General features: G+C 45.7%; 15 protein-coding genes and 1 pseudogene. 3 read left to right on the forward strand and 13 right to left on the reverse strand.

The window, feature by feature from the left end:
* Nucleotides 1-38: 38 nt before the first annotated feature.
* From H171_RS19615 to H171_RS19635, 5 genes are all read right to left on the reverse strand, one after another.
* Entirely contained in the window at nt 39-830 is a 792-nt protein-coding gene (locus H171_RS19615; protein WP_100306623.1) for a response regulator transcription factor, read from the reverse strand.
* Nucleotides 823-2,547 carry a sensor histidine kinase gene (locus tag H171_RS19620; RefSeq protein ID WP_100306624.1) on the reverse strand — a complete coding sequence of 575 codons (1,725 nt, stop codon included), beginning with the start codon at nt 2,545-2,547 and terminating at the stop codon, nt 823-825. The genes H171_RS19615 and H171_RS19620 overlap by 8 nt, the downstream gene beginning before the upstream one ends.
* Before the next feature lie 214 nt (nt 2,548-2,761).
* A complete protein-coding gene (locus tag H171_RS19625) occupies nt 2,762-4,426 on the reverse strand; it encodes an ABC transporter permease (protein ID WP_100306625.1) in 1,665 nt (554 codons plus the stop codon).
* Entirely contained in the window at nt 4,423-5,523 is a 1,101-nt protein-coding gene (locus tag H171_RS19630) for an ABC transporter ATP-binding protein (RefSeq protein WP_100306626.1), read from the reverse strand. The genes H171_RS19625 and H171_RS19630 overlap by 4 nt, the downstream gene beginning before the upstream one ends.
* 96 nt (nt 5,524-5,619) lie before the next feature.
* Nucleotides 5,620-6,708 carry an extracellular solute-binding protein gene (locus H171_RS19635; protein ID WP_100306627.1) on the reverse strand — a complete coding sequence of 363 codons (1,089 nt, stop codon included), beginning with the start codon at nt 6,706-6,708 and terminating at the stop codon, nt 5,620-5,622.
* 301 nt (nt 6,709-7,009) lie between these two features.
* Here H171_RS19635 and H171_RS19640 point away from each other — a divergent pair, with 301 nt between their 5' ends.
* The 3 genes and pseudogenes from H171_RS19640 (at nt 7,010) to H171_RS19650 (ending at nt 9,929) form a co-directional block, all read left to right on the forward strand.
* Nucleotides 7,010-8,575, forward strand: a complete 1,566-nt coding sequence (locus H171_RS19640; RefSeq protein ID WP_100306628.1) for a methyl-accepting chemotaxis protein — start codon at nt 7,010-7,012, stop codon at nt 8,573-8,575.
* 126 nt (nt 8,576-8,701) lie between these two features.
* A pseudogene (locus H171_RS24920) lies at nt 8,702-9,335 on the forward strand (MerR family transcriptional regulator).
* 117 nt (nt 9,336-9,452) lie between these two features.
* On the forward strand, nt 9,453-9,929 hold the full coding sequence (locus H171_RS19650) for an SAM-dependent methyltransferase (protein ID WP_100306629.1): 477 nt from the start codon (nt 9,453-9,455) through the stop codon (nt 9,927-9,929).
* 188 nt (nt 9,930-10,117) lie between these two features.
* On the opposite strand, the gene H171_RS19655 is transcribed toward H171_RS19650, so the two are convergent.
* From H171_RS19655 to H171_RS19690, 8 genes are read right to left on the reverse strand one after another with little or no spacing between them, the layout of a single operon-like run.
* The gene (locus H171_RS19655) at nt 10,118-10,855 is read right to left on the reverse strand and encodes an ABC transporter permease (protein WP_100306630.1); all 738 of its coding nucleotides are present in this window, start codon (nt 10,853-10,855) and stop codon (nt 10,118-10,120) included.
* Nucleotides 10,852-11,589, reverse strand: coding sequence for an ATP-binding cassette domain-containing protein (locus H171_RS19660; RefSeq protein ID WP_100306631.1), 738 nt, complete (start codon nt 11,587-11,589; stop codon nt 10,852-10,854). The genes H171_RS19655 and H171_RS19660 overlap by 4 nt, the downstream gene beginning before the upstream one ends.
* A 27-nt stretch (nt 11,590-11,616) precedes the next feature.
* Complete coding sequence (locus H171_RS19665; RefSeq protein ID WP_100306632.1) at nt 11,617-12,588, reverse strand: ABC transporter substrate-binding protein; 972 nt, start codon at nt 12,586-12,588, stop codon at nt 11,617-11,619.
* A 38-nt stretch (nt 12,589-12,626) separates the two neighbouring features.
* On the reverse strand, nt 12,627-13,211 hold the full coding sequence (locus H171_RS19670) for a UbiX family flavin prenyltransferase (protein WP_100306633.1): 585 nt from the start codon (nt 13,209-13,211) through the stop codon (nt 12,627-12,629).
* Nucleotides 13,212-13,238: 27 nt separating this feature from the next.
* Nucleotides 13,239-14,117, reverse strand: a complete 879-nt coding sequence (locus tag H171_RS19675) for a 4-hydroxybenzoate octaprenyltransferase (protein ID WP_100306634.1) — start codon at nt 14,115-14,117, stop codon at nt 13,239-13,241.
* The gene (locus tag H171_RS19680; RefSeq protein WP_100306635.1) at nt 14,086-15,816 is read right to left on the reverse strand and encodes a menaquinone biosynthesis decarboxylase; all 1,731 of its coding nucleotides are present in this window, start codon (nt 15,814-15,816) and stop codon (nt 14,086-14,088) included. Before H171_RS19680 ends, H171_RS19675 begins: the two co-directional genes overlap by 32 nt.
* An 8-nt stretch (nt 15,817-15,824) precedes the next feature.
* Nucleotides 15,825-16,898, reverse strand: a complete 1,074-nt coding sequence (locus tag H171_RS19685) for an FAD:protein FMN transferase (protein ID WP_100306636.1) — start codon at nt 16,896-16,898, stop codon at nt 15,825-15,827.
* Nucleotides 16,888-18,003, reverse strand: a complete 1,116-nt coding sequence (locus H171_RS19690) for a hypothetical protein (protein ID WP_100306637.1) — start codon at nt 18,001-18,003, stop codon at nt 16,888-16,890. Before H171_RS19690 ends, H171_RS19685 begins: the two co-directional genes overlap by 11 nt.
* Nucleotides 18,004-18,031 lie beyond the last annotated feature (28 nt).

The raw sequence follows: 18,031 nt of genomic DNA on the forward strand, positions 1-18,031 counted from the left end.
ATCCGTTTTCCTATGGAAACGGCAGCAGGAGATAACCATTACTTCACGTCCCCTACCTCCATAAATTTAGCCGGAGAGCATCCAATATATTTCTTAAACACCTTAATAAAATACTTATATTCAGAAAATCCTACCATCTCTGCGATTTCATAAACCTTATACTGATCTGATTTCAGAAGCTCCACAGCTTTTTGCATCCGGTAACGGTTCAAAAAATCATTGAAGGTATAGCCGGTCTCGCTTTTGAATTTCGTATTTAGATAGGTACAGGAAAGATTATATTCTTCGCTTAAATCAGTTAAGGATAGGCGGGAAGAATAATGCTCTTCGATATACTTTACCATGGAGCTTACATATTTATTTTTAAAGGTGATGGTTTCAGAAATATCTGTTTCTAATATGCCCAGCTTTTTCTTTTCCAGATCGATTTGCCGGATGTATCCTTTCATCCGTGTATTCGCTTCCAGCTTCTCGGTTATTTTTAGAATCGCATCATAAAGTTCCGTAAAATCCACGGGTTTTAAAAGATATTCTGTGACACCAAGGCGGATCGCCTTTTTTGCAAATTCAAATTCACTGTACCCGGATACGATAATGGCTTCATAACCATATTCTTTAATGCTTTCTTCCAACATCTGCAGACCGTTCATGATGGGCATGTTGATATCTACAATTACGATGTCAGGCTCATTGTCTTTGATCTTTTGAATGCCATCGACTCCGTCTATGGCTTCGCCTACAACTACGCAGTTGATTTCCTGCCAATTTACCATGAACATCAGACCTTTTCTGATGATATCTTCATCCTCTACAAGTAAAACCTTATACATAATAATCCTCCATATCTGCCGGCATGGTAACTGTGACCCGTGTTCCGGAACCTGGCTGGCTTTCGATGGTCACACCGTATCCAGGACCATATAACAGACGGACAACACGATGGGAATTATAGAGACCAATATGCTCTTTATATCCGTCCTCCAATTCCAGTCCGGCCCGCAGACTGGCAAGGCGTTCACCATCAATCCCGCTTCCGTCATCCTCCACACACAGCTCCAGCAGGCCTTCATGCACTCGCCCGGTGATCGTAATGGAGATGGAGTGGGTATTTTTCATGCCGTGAACTAGGGAATTCTCCACAACCGGCTGTAGCAGCAGCTTGGGTATCCGGTACTCCAGCACCTCCTCCGGAATATCAATATGATATTTCAAGCGTCGGTTATAGCGCATCTTTTGTAACAGGAGATAATCATTGATATATTCAATATCCGTTCTGAGGGAAACTATGGTGCTGCCATAATAGATGCTGTAGCGCATGAGTCTGGCGAAAGACTGAACCATATCAGAGGCTTTTGCCGCATCAATCATAATTTCATACCGGAGAGTCTCCATAACATTAAAAATAAAATGAGGGTTAAATTGTTCTTCTAATTGCTTGATTTCCATGGTACGTTTTCGTTCGGACAGTTCACTGTTATATTTAAGCAGCTCTTCCCGCTGTATTACCATGTGGCGGTATGCATCATCCAGCTTCTGGAATTCATCAAATACTTTAGAACGGAGCTGATAGTCCATATTTCCTTTTCCCATCTGTTCAATGGATTTCTGGAGTTCATTGATGGCCAGAAGGTTTTTCTGGGTAATGTGTTCGGTTACCGGCAATGAAATAATGACCAGAAGAATGCCTACGATAAGCATGAATACGAAGCCGTATAGCAGGAGGTCTTTCTGATATTCGGTGGAAACCAGTGTATATAAGATCAGAGAACTTCCGGGAAGTGAGCTTTTTTGAATGTGATAATGTTTTCCATTGACCTTTACTACACTTCCTTCCTGCCAGTCCATCCGATATTTTCCGGAAGGGTATTTGTCTATGGGGTCAGTCTGCTGGCGGCTGATCGAAAAGATTAGATTGTCATATCGGTCCGTGATGATAACGTCATCAAGAGGGTATTCGCGGATGATTTCATAAAGGTAGGTATCCAGCAGGTCAAAAAACAGATAGCCGGTAAGTGATCCGTCCATTATCACAGCTTTGCCAAGAATTAAATCACCTGCCTGTTCATTGGAATAGTTTAACCGGCTTGGCAGAGTGAAGATCTTTTCCGGCTGTTCCTGCATCTGGCTGGTCATGCGGCGAAAGATATCACTTTCATGGAAAATCTCCTGGTTGCCGGCAAATAGATTGCTGCTGACGATGCTTCCGTTCTGGTCTAAGAGTATAAAAGATGAACGGATAGTCTGGGTGTTGGTGAAGTCATAAAGAAGCCGGTTATTTGCAGTGATGGCGGCAGGGTCTGTACTGTTTAGTGCGGTCAGCAGGACTGGATTTTGGGTTAGCTCGATAAGGCCTTGTTGATAGAGCAGGAGCTGTTGATCCAGGATGCCGGATAGCTGAATATGATTTCTTTTATTTGGACCGGAAATAATCCATTGTACATTGATTAACAGGAATAAAAGGACCAGTACGAATAGTAGGGAGATGATGGAAAGTGCGTATTTCATAAAGGATTTTTTGATATAGTCCTTGTACTGATTACTTTTCATGGGGGCCTCCGAATGTGGTTGGTTAATTGGTGAGGTGGTTTGGGGGGTGGGGTTATAGGTATTATAACATAAGTCCGCAGTGTAGCTCATAAAACCTGCGGTTTTATGAGCTAACGGGCATTCGCCCTATGAAATAAGTCATGAAAAGATTTTCGTTGTGCTAGCACATAAGAAAATCTTTTCATGACTTATTTCCCACTGCTCATTGCTTTCGCTAAATGCTTATATCATTGCTGCCCGTGAGTTTGAAGAACAATAGCAGCGATAGGATACTTGTAAGAGTTAAGATGGTAGAATAAGCAGCAGCATTGCCGAAGTTGCTTCGAATGACCTCTGCATAAATAGCCACGGTAAGCGTCTGGGTCTTGCTTGTATAGAGGATGATGGAAGAGCTCAGCTCACTGATCAAAGTGATCCAGCTCATAATAGCACCGGATAATACACCGGACATCATCATGGGAACTGTAATTTTTGCAAATGACTTTGTTTCTGAACAGCCCAGACTGATGGCAGCTTCCTCCACACTGGGACTGATCTGTCCGATGATGGCAGTACTGGAACGGATGGTGTAGGGCATACGCCGGATGGACAGTGAGATGACGATAATGAGGGCGGTGCCACTGAGGAGAAACGGTTTTGTGTTAAAAGCATATAAAAATGAGATGCCCAGTACAGAGCCTGGTATAATATAAGGGAACATAGTGACCGTATCAAGGATATTGGTTAAAATTGATTTTTTTCGTACAGTCAGATAGGAGATCAAAATTCCAAGCACCACGACGATAGCAATGGCGCACAGTCCGAATAAATAGGTGTTAAAAATGGCGCCGTTGTTATTCTTGGAAAACAGTGTGTTTCGGTAGTTATCAAGTGAGAAACCTCCGGTGTATACGCTTCCTCCTCCGGTAGCCAGGAAGGAAGTGAAGATAACGGTCAGCTGCGGAAGAATGGCGATAAGAACCACCAGGTATACAAACAAATGGGATAAAATATTTTTAAGACCAGTGCAATGTTCTGCTTCCATTGGTTTTAATGCGGTCATGGAATAGGTATAGCGGTTTCCCAGATAGCGCTGGAAGAAGAATAACAGCAGGGTGATGCCGATGATAATGACGCAGAGAGCAGCAGCAAAATGGTCATCGGTACTGACCTCGCCCATAAACTGGCTGTACATTAAGACCGGGAATGTCTTATAACCTTCACCGATCAGCATTGGAGTACCAAAGTCGGAGAAGACTCTCATAAATACCAGTAAGGAGCTGGCAAGCATGGTGGGCATGACCAGTGGAACGATTACTTGAACCACCCTCTGCATGGCACTGCAGCCCAGGCTTTCAGCGGCTTCATTTAAGGAGTTATCCAGGTTTTTAAGAGCACCTGAGATATACATATAAACCAGTGGAAAGGATTGAAGAGAGAAGACAAGTACAATTCCTGCAAATCCATAAATGCCGTTTAACTTTACATGAAACAGATCGTTTAAGATTTTGGTGATAAATCCATTGCGCCCCAGTAACTGGATCCATGCATAAGCTCCGATAAATGGAGGAGAAAGATAGGACATGACGATCAGGATATTTAAATACTTACTTCCTCTGATTCGTACACTTCGTAAAACATAAGCCATAACCAGACCCAGAACAGCTGCCAGCAGGGTGGAAACAATGGTGACTTTAAAACTGTTTACCAGGGTACTCCAGTAGTATTTTCTGGCGAAGAACTTACCGAAATATGCAAGACTGAAGGAACCATCCTCGGATAGTACGCTCTTATATAATATCAGAATTAAGGGGTAGACTACGAAGATGAGAAAAAGACCGAGAATCCCCAGTGCCATAGCTACCCAGATATTGAACTTCTTTTCGCCGGCATATCTCATACCTGATCCCTCCTAACCACAAGATTTTTATTACCGTCTTCGGTATAAACGTTGATCTTTTGAGGCTGTACAGCAAGACGGATGTCAGATCCATCCGGAATGATATCCCAGATATCGGAATTTTGGATGACTTCAATTTCCTGACCGTTTGCCAGGGTAACAAAATAATGAGTGGTAATGCCAAGAAATACACTGCTTTTTACTGTTCCAGGGATGCCGCCGCCGTCTGCCTGGTTGATGATGAATTCTTCAGGGCGAACGGATACCTTAATATTCTGACCGTCTTTTACTTCATGGCTTAACTGATCCATAGGAACGGTATAATCCTGAATCTGAATGGAAGTTTCACCGTTTTTCACCGATGTTATTCCGGACAGGATATTGGATAAGCCGATAAAGGTAGATACAAACAGGTTTGCAGGTCGCTGGTAAATGTTCTTTGGCGTATCGATCTGCTGGATGACACCGCCATTCATGACCGCGATACGGTCTGATACAGCAAGAGCCTCCTCCTGATCATGAGTTACATAAACGGTGGTGATGCCTATCTGCTGCTGAATCCGTTTAATGGCATTTCTCATCTCCACACGAAGTTTCGCATCCAGGTTTGACAGCGGCTCATCCATCAGAAGCACTTCGGGATGGATGACGATAGCCCGGGCTAAGGCAACCCGCTGCTGCTGGCCGCCTGACAGTTTGGCGGGCATACGATTTTTTAAATGATCGATTTTAACAATTTTTAAGATTTCATCCACCTGGACATCGATTTGTGATGCAGGTATTTTTCTGTTTTTCAATCCAAAAGCCACATTATCTTTGACTGACATATGGGGGAAAATGGCATAGTTCTGGAAGACCATACCCATGTTTCGTTTGTTGGTGGGGATGTCATTGATTATCTTCTGGTCTACCTTGATTTCACCCCCCTCGATGCTGTTAAAGCCGATGATCATTCGAAGCAGGGTTGTCTTGCCGCAGCCGGATGGTCCTAACAGGGTGAAGAACTCTCCTGGCTTAATATCCAGGGATAATCCATTGATAATGGTATCTTTTCCAAATCGCTTTACTGCGTTTTCTATACTGATTGCTACTCCCATAGTTCCTCTCTCCTAACGTACTCCGTATTTTTTTGTACAAAAAGACTGCCCCTGACTGAGTCTCAGGCAGTCTTTTGTTTGGATCAATGCAGTTTATTAATCCATGGATGTTTCCATGTGCTCACTGAACAGATTGGTGATCTCTAATTTGTGTTCTGCTACCCATCCTTCATCATAGTTATCAAATAATTTAATCTCGCTTTGAGGTTTCATATAATCAGCCAGAGTGGCATCTTTTCTCAGCGGTCTTACGGTCAGTGTGGAGCCGACTGCATTCTGAATCTTTTCAGACAGCATGTAATCCACAAATTTCTTTGCATTTTCCGGATGTTTGCAGTCTTTTAGAATCTGTACGGATTCTCCGGGGAAGATGGCTCCTTCTACCGGGAATACAACTTCTACTGCGGCACCTTCCTTAACATAGTTGGCAGCAGGATCTTCCCAGGTTAAGCCAACCACATATTCCCCTTCAGCCACGCCCTTATATACCTGGCTGGAGCTGTTGCACATCTTGCCGTCTAAGTTGGCGATAAACTTGTCTACATAGGCCCACGCTTCGTCTGAAAGGGGATCACCGTCTTTGCCCATACCGTAAAGCATAGCCAGTAATGACTGGAATGCAGAACTGGAGTTTACAGGATCGCCAAATGCAATTTTTCCTTTTAATTCAGGATTTAATAAATCCTCAAATCCATCGATCTTCATATCGCCTTTTAAGTCCTTGTTCACGATCATGACAGTTGGATCTGCAAAAGCAGGGGTAAAGTAACCGGTGGTATTTTTGAAAGCATCGATCATGTTGCCGTCTTCGGAAGATACATATTCCATGAACAGGTCTTTGGATGCGGATAACATGGTCTGGTCAGCGACCCAGAAGATATCGCCAAGCGGATTGGCTTTTTCTGACTGAGCTCTCTTTAACAGCTCTCCGGTTCCTGCGACGACCACCTCGACTTTAATTCCGGTGTCTTTTTCAAATTCAGGAATCACGGCATTGTTTAAGGATTCGCCGCGGGCGGTATAAACGACCAGAACAGGATCTTCCTCCCCTGCTGTCTGAGCTGCGGCTTCGGTTTTTCCGGTATCTGCCGACGTGTTATTATCTGCCGGTTTCCCGGAGCTGCAGCCGGTGGCTGCCAGTGCCATGGCTAATAGAACTGCTGAAATCTTTACTGTTTTCTTCATGTGATTCTCTCCTCCCTGTTGGTGTTTCACTGGTTTATCTGATAATTACATTTTAGCTGCGGGGGTTATAAATGTAAATCCGACAATATCACACAAAGGTGTAAAATACACAACTTATGTTTCATTGCCTATAATAATACAGGCTCGTTTTATGTGGGTCCTTAATCTGCTTGACTAGCTATATTATTTAGAGTAAGATATCTCCATAATTGACAAAATGCGACATATTTTTTAGAGCCAAAGAGTGTCATATGATGGTCTGCTAAATAACGCATTTACTAATCTTAAAGGAGATAAGAACGTGAGCATTAAAAAACTTATATACAACATAATGGCCTGCCTCGCTATTCTAAGCATTTTAAGTACTGGCCTGATGTTTCTGTTTTTGGATCAAAACCAGAGCAACGGAACGATTGTAAATTATTGCGGTGTTGTCAGAGGTGCAACACAGCGAATTATGAAGCTTCATTTGCTTGATCAGCCGGTGGAAGAGCAGATCGCAAAGGTAGAGAAAGCCATGGATGGAATCATCGCAGGCGACAAAGAGCTTGGGCTTCCAGTGCCAAGAGACAAAGAACTGGTTACACAGATGCAGGAGATCCGTACATATTGGAAAGAGCAGATTCTGCCCCTTTTAAATGATGGTCAGAATGATAAGCTGTTAGAAAACAGTGAGGAGCTTTTTAACAAAAGCAATGCAGCTGTTTCTCAGGCTGAAAAATACACCGCCCAGGGAATTACAAAGCTTAAGGCCATAAGCGCCATTACCTTGGTAATCAACCTGATTTCCATTTATTTTATTCTGATGATAATCCGCAGAAAGATCCTGATTCCGGTAAAAACCCTGGAAGATGGAATGGAGCGCCTGTCACAGGGAGATCTAAAGAGCGAGATCAATTATACATCAACAAATGAGCTGGGGATGCTGGCAAACAGCATGAGAACGTCCATTCATACACTGTCCGACTATATTTCCCGCATTGGAGATTCCATGAAGCAGATGGAACAGGGTAATTTTGATTTGCCCTCCCAGCAGTATATTGGAGATTTTACCAATATCGGGCACTCCATTGAAACCTTTACCGCACAGATATCAGAGACCCTGGACCAGCTGCACCAGACCTCCGAACAGGTATCTGCAGGTGCAGAGCATGTTGCGGCCAGTTCTCAGCTTCTGGCTGTGGGAGCTGCAGAGCAGAACGGCGCGATTGATGATCTGTCTCATGCCGTAGAAACCATTGTAACAAAAATAGACTATACCACGGAAAACGCCAGTGTTTTTAACACCAAAGCCCAAACAATGGGTGTGAGCCTTGATGAAAGTGAGCAGCAGATGCGGCACCTGCTAAAGGCAATGGAAGGGATCCAGAAAAATTCAGAGGAAATTATTAAGATTAACAAAACCATTGAGGACATTGCATTCCAAACCAATATCCTGGCTTTAAATGCAGCGGTAGAAGCAGCAAGAGCAGGTGAGGCAGGTAAGGGATTTGCCGTAGTGGCAGATGAAGTCAGGAATCTGGCGGCAAAGAGTTCACTGGCAGCAAAAAACACTTCGGAGCTTATAGACGTTTCTGTCAGGTCGGTTGAAACGGGTAAGGATTTAACGGACTCTATGGCCAGGATATTAAGCACTGTTTTAATGGATGCCAGAGAAATTGCAGCAGGTATCGGAGAGATCCAGTCAGCCTCTAAAGAGCAGAGTCTTTCTGTGTCCCACATCACCGACAGTGTGGATAAGATTTCCGCAGTGGTTCAATCCAATTCAGCAACCGCTCAGGAGAGTGCCGCTGCAAGCGAAGAGCTGTCTGCGCAGGCAAGGGTACTCAGCGGTCTGGCAAATCAGTTTACTTTAAAGAGAATGTGATAGATAATTAAAAAAGGCATCCTGCTGACCACCATCAGAACGCTTTTTTTATTGGGTTTCCTTCGGCCATTTTTTATTTGCAGTTTAAGGATATACACGATATAATTTCAATATAGAGGTGGTCGAATGTTTAAAATAGGCGAGTTTTCTAAATTAACGCAAGTATCAATCCGCATATTAAGGTATTACGACGAAACAGGTCTGCTAACGCCTGCAGCAACCGATAGGTTCACCAATTACAGCCCTTAATCATTGGGATGATGAATTTATTGCAAAGCAGCTTGAGAATAAGCGTCTGGAAATCGAGAATGTAATTAAAGCGGAACAGGAGAAGCTATCAAAAAGACGCATTGTTCCCGATTATTATGCAGAGGGGCAGCTGTGGAAAGAAATGTCGGCCTTTGCAGATAAAAATAACATTCCTGTTTCGAACGATACATTTACCATATATCATGATATGGATTACAGAGAGAAAGATGTAGATATGGAAATATGTGCGCCTGTGGCACGGATGGGGAAAAATACAAACGGGTTTGTGTTTCGTAATACGGAACCCGTTCAAAATATGGCTTGTACCATGGTATATGGTCCTTTTGAAAATATTGGGGGGGCATTTCTTGCTTTTGCAAGTTGGCTGCAGGAACATAACCAGTATAAAATGATCGGGCAAAGCAGGCAAATGGTTCACCGTGGTCCGTGGAATGAGGAATGCCCTGAATCATACTTGACTGAAATACAAATCCCGCTGGAAAGAATATAGAAAAAAGCGTCTTGCAAAATTATTTGCAGGACGCTTTTTTTCATATTGACCCTCACATGATGTGAGGGTTTACATTGGATTTACAGGTAAAATAAAAATAACGTGGAGGAACGTACAATGCAAAATTTTCATGTAAACCCTATTGGTAAAGTAATTGTCAACGAAGATGGAATGTTCATCGAGCTTGAACCGAAGTATATTCCCGCCTTGCAGGCGTTAGATGGGTTCAGCCATCTTAGTGTTATTTGGTGGTTTAGCGGCTTTGATAACGAACAAATGAGAAATACCATTGAAACCCCGCAGCCTTATAAAAAATCTCCTGCAGTAATGGGCATATTCGCTACAAGATCGCCGGTTCGCCCTAATCCGCTTGCTCTGTCAACAGTACAAGTTATTCATATAGACTATGAAACGGGCATTATTCAGATTGCGTATATTGATGCAAATGATGGCACGCCTGTACTTGATATAAAGCCATATACTCCGAGCCTGGATAGGGTGGAAACTCCTGGTGTACCGGAATGGTGCCGCCACTGGCCTATGAGTTTGGAAAAATCAGGAACCTTTCACTGGGAAGATGAGTTTAATTTTTAACCTACACTGCAGATAGCACTACACGCTTGACATGGGCTGAATTTAGTCTGGTCCAACGGCATTATAATCAAGTCCACAAAATTTCAGGACAAGGAACAGGCGGAAAAGGGGCTGGGAGCGGGGCATGAAAAAGCCGCAGGATGAAATATCCTGCGGCAGATCTCTGAAGCTGATACTAGGTTTAAGCGTTATTTCATTCCCTTGCACAACGCCCACTGAATTCCATCCAAAATCCAGAATAATGCGGCTCCTACCACCGACATAATGACAATGCCGCCGTACATCTGAATGTAGTTGATCCTGGACCATGCGTCCAGAATGTAGTAACCCATCCCCCAGCGGGTTCCATAAGCTTCTACAATTAAAAGGATGGCTAAGGAGGTTCCTGTTCCAATCCGAATGCTGGTAAACAGCTCCGGCAGTACCGCAGGCAGGGTGATATCCATTAAAATACTTCGTTTGCGGGCGCCTGCGCTTTTGGCCACATAATAAATTCCCTGATCAATATGCTCCGCGGCATCCCGGACGGCCACAATGATCTGGAAGACCGTGGTCAGGACGATGATGAGAATTTTAGAGCCATTGCCAAGCCCTAAAAGCAGCATACAGACCGGAAGCAGCGCTGTTTTGGGAACTGGGTAGGAAAAGTACACCAGAGGGTGTAGGATGCGGTTAGCGATGGCAGAGGAGGCCATGAAAATCCCAACAGGTACGCCGATGAGGAGGGCAAGGGAGAGGCCTGCCGCCACACGGCCTAAGCTGGCTCCTATATGAAGCCAAAGCCCCCCGTTTATTACCTGGCTGAACTTGCCATAGACTGTTAGTGGCCCAGGAAGCACAGAGGTGGACAAGAGGACGGCGAGAAGGAACCAGAACAGATTTACAAGTAAAAATCCTTTTATAAAGACCCATAATTTTTTTCTCATATCTCATCCGCCTTTATGATTTTCTCTGTGATCAACTGTTCAAGTTCCGCATATTCTGCATCTGAGGGACGTTTTACACCCTGCCAAGGATTTTCACTGAAAAGATTGAAGCCACCGCCCCGTTTCATAACTGCAATGTTATTGGCAAGGTAAAGGGCGTCTTCCACCCGATGGGTGACTATGACTGTAGTGGGCTTTTTTTCTTTCCAGACCCGCAGAAACAGTTCCCTTGCTGCCAGAGCTGCAGCAATATCAAGAGCAGCGAAAGGCTCGTCCATCAGGAGAAGTTCCGGATTAAGAAGAAAGGCTCTTGCAAGAGCCACACGCTGCGCCTGGCCGCCGCTTAATGTTCCGGGATATCGTTCTAATAGTCCGTTAATTCCCAGCTCTTTGCACAGGCTGGAAAGCTGCCTTTCCAGATCGTGGGTTTTTCCACGGATTTTGGCTGTAAACAGGCAGTTTTCCTTTACCGTTTTCCAGGGTAGCAGCCCGTAGTTTTGAGGGATCAGCCCGATAGAACACGTTTTAGGGTCAAGTCCGTTATCGTCAAGGGTGATGGAGCCCGTAAAGGGCAGTATACCTGCCAGGGCGTGAACCATGGTGGATTTTCCGCAGCCGGAGGGACCTGCGACAGCCAGGACCGTTCCGGTCTTTAGCTGCCAGGACACCTGGTCAATGACCTTATGCATCCCGCCTTTCCCATATGTTACAGAGATATCTTTTACTTTCAGCATCTGGCTCCCTCCGTTCTTCTAAGGTATCTAATTCAATTCTCCGATCAGTTGATCAGGCTTTAAATCCGGGCTGCATAATCCCTTCTTAGCGGCCCATTCCACAGCGGCCTGTAAGTCAGACACCTTTGGCAGTTCATTTTTCCGGTAGTCTGGCAGCTTAATATTTCCGGTGAGTTCTTCCGGATAGCCTGCCGCTTTGATGACCGTGGCTTCATACTCATTTAACGGCGTGGTATTCAGATAATCAACCGCCTCATCGTATGCATGATACATCTTTTTTATGGTATCGGATTTTTCGTCGATTGCTTTCTTTGTAAATGCTGATACGGCCGGATACAGACCGTCGGTATTGGCACTTCCCAGAACTACCGCTCCATCCTTGATCGCCAGGGTAGAGAATGGCTCCGGCAGAAGAACCAGATCGATCTTGCCATTTCGCAGCATTTCAAGCCTGTCAGGGATCCGCGGTACTACCTGCTTGTCCAAATATGTATCATCTAACCCGGCATTCGTTAAAATATAATCCAGGGAATACTCGATCAGCGTGTTTTCCGATATTGCAATGCTTTTTCCCGCTGCTTTTTCCAGGGAAGTGATTCCAGTATCCTTACCAGCCAGCAGTACATAATCCCCGTCAGTACATCCGGCTGCCTTTACTTCCAGCCCCGCATTCTGATACATGCACAGGCCGATGAAGTCCGTAAAGACCCCGTCTAATTCCCCTGCCTGAAGAGCTGCATCCCGGTCCTTTGCAGAAGAGAATACCTGCATATCCAGCTGGATTCCGTACTTTTTGTCAAGCCCCTGTTCCGTGATGATGGTAAGGGGGACAATATCGGAAGAATACATGACTCCCAAATGAACGGTGGTATCGACGGGGGTCTCTGTCTTGCTGGCGCATCCGCCCAGGATAACCGCCGCTGTACAGCCAAACAATGCCCCTAGAATACCCATACGGCCCAATAAATAATGTTTCTTAGCAAATCCTGATTTTTTCATAAATTCTCCTTTGGTTTATTCAATCGCTTTATTTCTTCTTATTCTTCTTCTTTCCATCTGGGGTACCGACGATTTTCCACCCCCAGGCAATCAAGTACCCGGCCGGTCATAAAATCCGTCATGTCGTCAAGGCATTTTGGCTTCTGGTAAAAGGCCGGCATAGCGGGAACGATAAATGCTCCGCACTCTGCCAGAGTCAGCATATTTTTCAAATGAATCTGGGACAGGGGCGTTTCCCTGGGCATCAACACCAGAGGCCGCCGCTGCTTTAACGCCACATCGGCCGCCCGGGTCATTAAATCAGGTGTAATTCCTGCCGCAATGTGGGCCAGCTTTGACATGGAGCATGGTGCGATAATCATTCCATCCGTCAGATGGGAACCGCTGGCCGCCGCGGAAAACAGATCGTTGTTATCTTCCAGGATAAGCTGACCTCTAAAACGGTTCTTAAAATCATCGATCCATTCTCCGGCTTCTCGTCCGGTTTCATAGGCCACGACCTTTTCCCCTGTTCCCGTCAGGAGGAGCCGTACTCTGGCTCCGCCTTCCAGCAGGGCTTCTACTGTACGAAGTCCGTAAATGCTGCCGCTAGCGCCTGTAATTCCAACTACATATTGTTTCATAGTCTGCTTCTTTCCCTTTCTATTGCATTATAAGTATACATCCAGAGTTCCGAAAACCAGAAGCACGATACTGGTGATCTGGCTGATGCTGTAGGACGCGATATTGACATTTTCCAGATGATCCGGTGATACCAGCCGGTGCTGAATCACCATAAGGACTGCGATGATCCCCAGGCCTGTTCCATAGAGAACACCAAACTGAGGATAGAGCAGTACACCGGCAATACACAGACAAAGCAGTGCAGCCACATGGAACAGGGTACTGATCCATAACCCGCCTCTCACGCCAAACTGCACAGGAATGGAATGGAGTCCGTTTGCCTTATCAAATTCATAATCCTGAGAGCCGTAGATAATATCGAATCCTGCAGTCCAGAGGCAGTTGGCAGCACCAAAGAAAAGCGGTATCAGGGAAAACTTCCCCGTTACCGCCAGCCAGGCCCCTACAGGAGCGCAGGCGCATGTGATACCCAGAACCAGATGGCATGTCCAGGTGAATCGTTTCGTGTAGGAGTAGATTGTCATCAGGAACAAAGCCAGAGGGGAAAGGAGAAGACATAGCAGGTTTAAACGGGAGGCGCTGAACACCATAACCAGAAAGCAGGCTGCCACCAGGACCAGGGTTTCCTTTATTCCGATCTGTCCCCTTGGAATCTGGCGGCTTGCTGTTCTGGGGTTTTTTGCATCGATTCTGGCATCCACCACCCGGTTTAGGGCATTGGCACCTGTTCTGGCGCTTAAAAAGGCAAGGGCAGCCCAGAATACGACTTTTGGATCCGGCCGGCCGCCGGAAACTGCAAGCAGGGCTACTGCGGCAAAGGCCAGGGAAAAGATGGTATGGCTGAACATGACCAGCTTCCCGTATTCATTCATTTTATTTACTATTTTTCCAATGATCGATCCCATAAGCACTCCATTTCGCTGATACCTTTTTTTGGATTTCATCCGTCATCACGATATCTTCCGGCCAGGGGCGGGAAAGTCCTTCCTCCAAACGCTTTCTTGTAGCATCGAAAGCCGCCCGCCTGCCATCCGTAAACATATCTCTGGTGACGTCAATATTGTTGAATACCCGCCACATGACTGTGGAATGATCCGACGGGTCCACATCCTCGTCCACAACTAAAATAAGGGAAGCCTTTTTTTCTTCCAGCATGGCAAGGGCTTTTTGCCTTCCGCCCCAGGGCTGATCCTTGCGGAAAGGAACGATTTCAAGTACTCCTTCGGTAAAGGCTTCTTTCCCTCTGCTGGTGGCATCTATGCCAAGCCGTCCGCCATACAAAGGATAATCGGAAGAGTGATCCAGAGCATCTAACGGTCCTTTGCTGACCACAAAATCCTCCTCCGGATGGGCATAGCGCAGTACTTCATGCCAGACAGCGTTCACATCGCTTGGATCTATGGTTTCATCGACCGCCACGATCATCTTTGCAGTTCTCATCTGTCCCATGCCCCATATGGCATTCATAACGGTTCTGGCAGCTCCCGGATAGGACGGCTTTACCGCGACCACTGCGCAGTTATGGAAGACTCCTTCAAATGGTAAATGGATATCCTGCAGTTCGGGAATCGCAGTTTTTAATACAGGAAGGAAGATTCGTTCTGTAGCCTTTGCCATATAGCAGTCTTCCATAGGAGGTTTGCCAACTACTGTGGCAGGATAGACAGGATGTTTTTTACGGGTAATCGTTGTAACATGAAATTTGGGATACCAGTCCGCCAGGGAATAATATCCGGTATGATCTCCGAAAGGTCCTTCCCAGACCAGTTCTTCCTGAGGATCTACATAGCCTTCCAGTACAAATTCTGCGTCCTCCGGCACATAGAGATCGTTGGTGATGCATTTCACCATTTTCACCGGCCTTTTTCTTAAGAATCCGGCCAGCATCATCTCATCCAGTTTCGGCGGAAGAGGTGCTGTGGAAGCATAAGTCACGGCCGGATCGCATCCAAGTGCAACGGATACGGGCATGGGACAGCCTTTCTTCCGGTATGCTTTGTAAATACCGGCTCCATCCTTGTGTTTCTGCCAGTGCATGGCCGTTGTCTTGGAATCCAGCACCTGCATCCGGTACATGCCTATGTTTTGAAGCTTTGTATCAGGATATTTTGTAAAGACAAGGGGAAGTGTAAAGAAACGCCCTCCGTCAAGAGGCCAGCAATGCAGAACCGGCAGCTTGCCTAAGTCTGGATCTCTCTCTATAACCTCCTGGCAGCTGGGCCTTCTGATATGAAAACGGCTCCTGAGAGGAAAGCAGCATAACAGGCGCAGGAGCTTTGGTGCAAAGGTGATCAGCTTTAGTAACGATGTATAATTCCCAAAATCCAGATAGGCTCCTATTTCCGCTGCGATATCATCTAAGCTATCCGCACCAAGAGAAAGGGCCATCCGCTTATCGGTGCCAAAGGCGTTCATCAGCACCGGATAGGGAGAGCCCTCCACATGTTCAAACAAAAGCGCTTTGCCACTGTTACTTTCTGACTTGCAGACCCTGTCTGTGATCTCTGTTATTTCCAGGAGAGGGGATACTTTCTCCGTCACCCGGATCAGTTCCCCTCTCTCTTCTAATTTATGAATAAAATCCTGTAGTCCTCGGTATGACATATGGCCTCCTAACGGTCATGGCTGCGATACGCTTCGTAGCCACTGCTGGTTTTGATGGTGCTATCCGGCAGAACCCACATTGCTTCTACACCCTTCATATCTTCAATCATAGCCAGTCCCTTTTCATAGGGCATATTAAATATGGCGGTAGACAGTGCATCTGCCCAGCCAGAATCCCTGCAAACAACGGAAACTGCCCGGAAGTATGCTGCAGGCATCAGTGTCTCAGGATCGATAATATGGTGATATCTCACCCCATCCACAATATAATACCTTTCATAATCACCGCTGCTGACGAGAGAAAAGCCGTCTAAATCCAAAGCATCAATGGCCTTTTTATCACTGTCGAGATCCGGATTTTGGATCTCCAGCTTCCAGGGCTTTTCGTCTCCCCGGATACCAATGGCACGGATATTGCCGCCTACACTGAGAAGAACATGGTCAATCCCCTTGGCCTCCAGAGATCTTGCTACCAGTTCCGTGGCGTAGCCTTTTGCAATGGCTCCCACGTCTAAGCGCATATCAGGATCCTCCAGATAAACGGTGGAGGCATCTTCATCTACGATGACCTTTGAAAAATCCGTATGTAGGGCTGCCTCTTTCAGTTTGTCCATTGGGGGAACCTGGGCGGTCTCCGGGTTATCTATGCCCTTAGAGCGATAATCGTGCCAGATGGACAGAACACTTCCCATGGCTACATTTACTTTGCCATCGGTTCTTGCATAGGCTTCTTCCGCAACCTTTAACATATCGATGATCTTCTGGTCGACTTTCACGGGACGTTTACCGGCATTATCATTGATGGTCTTAATATTGTTTATACCGTCATAATCATTGTAAATATCATATAGCTTATGGTACGTCTCCAGTTCATCATGAACGTCCGTGGCAATCTGGGTAAATTCCTCTTTGTTCTTTGCATAACCGACGATCTGGGTAACGGTATCGAAGAGTTTTAAGAATTCGGCGTGAAATCTTTGATCCTTTTTAGCTCCTATGGCGGCGGTATTAACCGCCGCCATAGTAAGCGCTGCCAGAGTTCCGGCAATTATTAAAAATTTTACTGCTTTTTTATTTTGCATTTGCTTCTGCCTTGGAGATGCCCGTCTGGAAATCACCAATACCAACGGTCACACTGGCTTTTAAGTCGGCATCAGTAGGAGCACCTTCTTTTTCATCAATTGCAAGACCTGTGATCTCACTGGCTGTTTTGCCAGTTGCATAAGCTGCGAAACTAGCAGCCTGCTCATTCCATTCTTTTCCGATTGCGGAAGCTTTTTTCATGCCATAAGCTTCACCTAACTGATTTTTGGTCTTGAAATCAGTAGCTTTTAAATCGCTGGTGATCTTACCGGCTGCGTCGAAGTTAACATTGACCTGAGAAGCATCAATCACACAGCTTGTAATCTTGCTGTCTGCGCCAAAGCTTGCAATAGTGTAGGTAGAATATGCCTGAGCCACGCCGTCAGCATCTGCGGCTGCATCTTTGGACTTGCTGATGCCTGTTACGATACCATAACCCAGCTTGTCGCCTGTCTGTGCGCCTGCGCTCTTAGCATTTGCAACAGCCTGCTCAACTACATTGATAAAGTCTCCGATATGAACAGTAATGGTAGCCTTTAAGTCTGCATCATCTGCAACACCATCTGCAGAAACGGCAATTCCTTTTACTTCATCGGCAGTTTTTCCGATTACATACTTAGCAAAGCCATCAGCCTGCTCGTTCCACTCTTTGCTGATACCGGAAGCTTTTTTCATACCATATTTTTCTCCCAGCTCATTCTTGGATTCCACAACGGTACCAAGATCTGTAAGAAGTTTTCCTTCTTTGGAGAAATTCACTTTGGTCTGAACGGAATCGATTTTACAGTCTACAATCTTACCGCTGCCATCTACTAATACAGCTGCGAACATGGTATCTACTTCTGCAAGACCATCTTTTTCGCCAGCATCTGTGGATTTGCCGATAGAAGAAATTGCGGCATAACCGGTAGAGAGAGCATCGCCTGCTGCTTCAGTCTTTGCAGCTTCTGTGGTGGCCTCAGCCTGTGTGGTAGGTGCTTCCGTTGTTGCTGCCTCTGTCGGTGCTGCAGTAGTTGGTGCTTGCTTTAAATTGGATGAACATCCTGCCAGGATAGTTGCTGCCGCCATAAGACCACAGCCTAAAGCTAATACACGTTTTTTCATAGATAAAACTCCTCCTTATGTTGCTTAT

It is taken from the genome of [Clostridium] celerecrescens 18A, assembly GCF_002797975.1.
Lineage (GTDB): Bacteria > Bacillota > Clostridia > Lachnospirales > Lachnospiraceae > Lacrimispora > Lacrimispora celerecrescens.

What these genes read in the sequence shown, in the direction of transcription:
- H171_RS19615 (WP_100306623.1), bottom strand. Translation starts at nt 830, where the DNA reads ATGTATAAGGTTTTACTTGTAGAGGATGAAGATATCATCAGAAAAGGT.
- H171_RS19620 (WP_100306624.1), bottom strand. Translation starts at nt 2,547, where the DNA reads ATGAAAAGTAATCAGTACAAGGACTATATCAAAAAATCCTTTATGAAA.
- H171_RS19625 (WP_100306625.1), bottom strand. Translation starts at nt 4,426, where the DNA reads ATGAGATATGCCGGCGAAAAGAAGTTCAATATCTGGGTAGCTATGGCA.
- H171_RS19630 (WP_100306626.1), bottom strand. Translation starts at nt 5,523, where the DNA reads ATGGGAGTAGCAATCAGTATAGAAAACGCAGTAAAGCGATTTGGAAAA.
- H171_RS19635 (WP_100306627.1), bottom strand. Translation starts at nt 6,708, where the DNA reads ATGAAGAAAACAGTAAAGATTTCAGCAGTTCTATTAGCCATGGCACTG.
- H171_RS19650 (WP_100306629.1), top strand. Translation starts at nt 9,453, where the DNA reads ATGCAAAATTTTCATGTAAACCCTATTGGTAAAGTAATTGTCAACGAA.
- H171_RS19655 (WP_100306630.1), bottom strand. Translation starts at nt 10,855, where the DNA reads ATGAGAAAAAAATTATGGGTCTTTATAAAAGGATTTTTACTTGTAAAT.
- H171_RS19660 (WP_100306631.1), bottom strand. Translation starts at nt 11,589, where the DNA reads ATGCTGAAAGTAAAAGATATCTCTGTAACATATGGGAAAGGCGGGATG.
- H171_RS19665 (WP_100306632.1), bottom strand. Translation starts at nt 12,588, where the DNA reads ATGAAAAAATCAGGATTTGCTAAGAAACATTATTTATTGGGCCGTATG.
- H171_RS19670 (WP_100306633.1), bottom strand. Translation starts at nt 13,211, where the DNA reads ATGAAACAATATGTAGTTGGAATTACAGGCGCTAGCGGCAGCATTTAC.
- H171_RS19675 (WP_100306634.1), bottom strand. Translation starts at nt 14,117, where the DNA reads ATGGGATCGATCATTGGAAAAATAGTAAATAAAATGAATGAATACGGG.
- H171_RS19680 (WP_100306635.1), bottom strand. Translation starts at nt 15,816, where the DNA reads ATGTCATACCGAGGACTACAGGATTTTATTCATAAATTAGAAGAGAGA.
- H171_RS19685 (WP_100306636.1), bottom strand. Translation starts at nt 16,898, where the DNA reads ATGCAAAATAAAAAAGCAGTAAAATTTTTAATAATTGCCGGAACTCTG.
- H171_RS19690 (WP_100306637.1), bottom strand. Translation starts at nt 18,003, where the DNA reads ATGAAAAAACGTGTATTAGCTTTAGGCTGTGGTCTTATGGCGGCAGCA.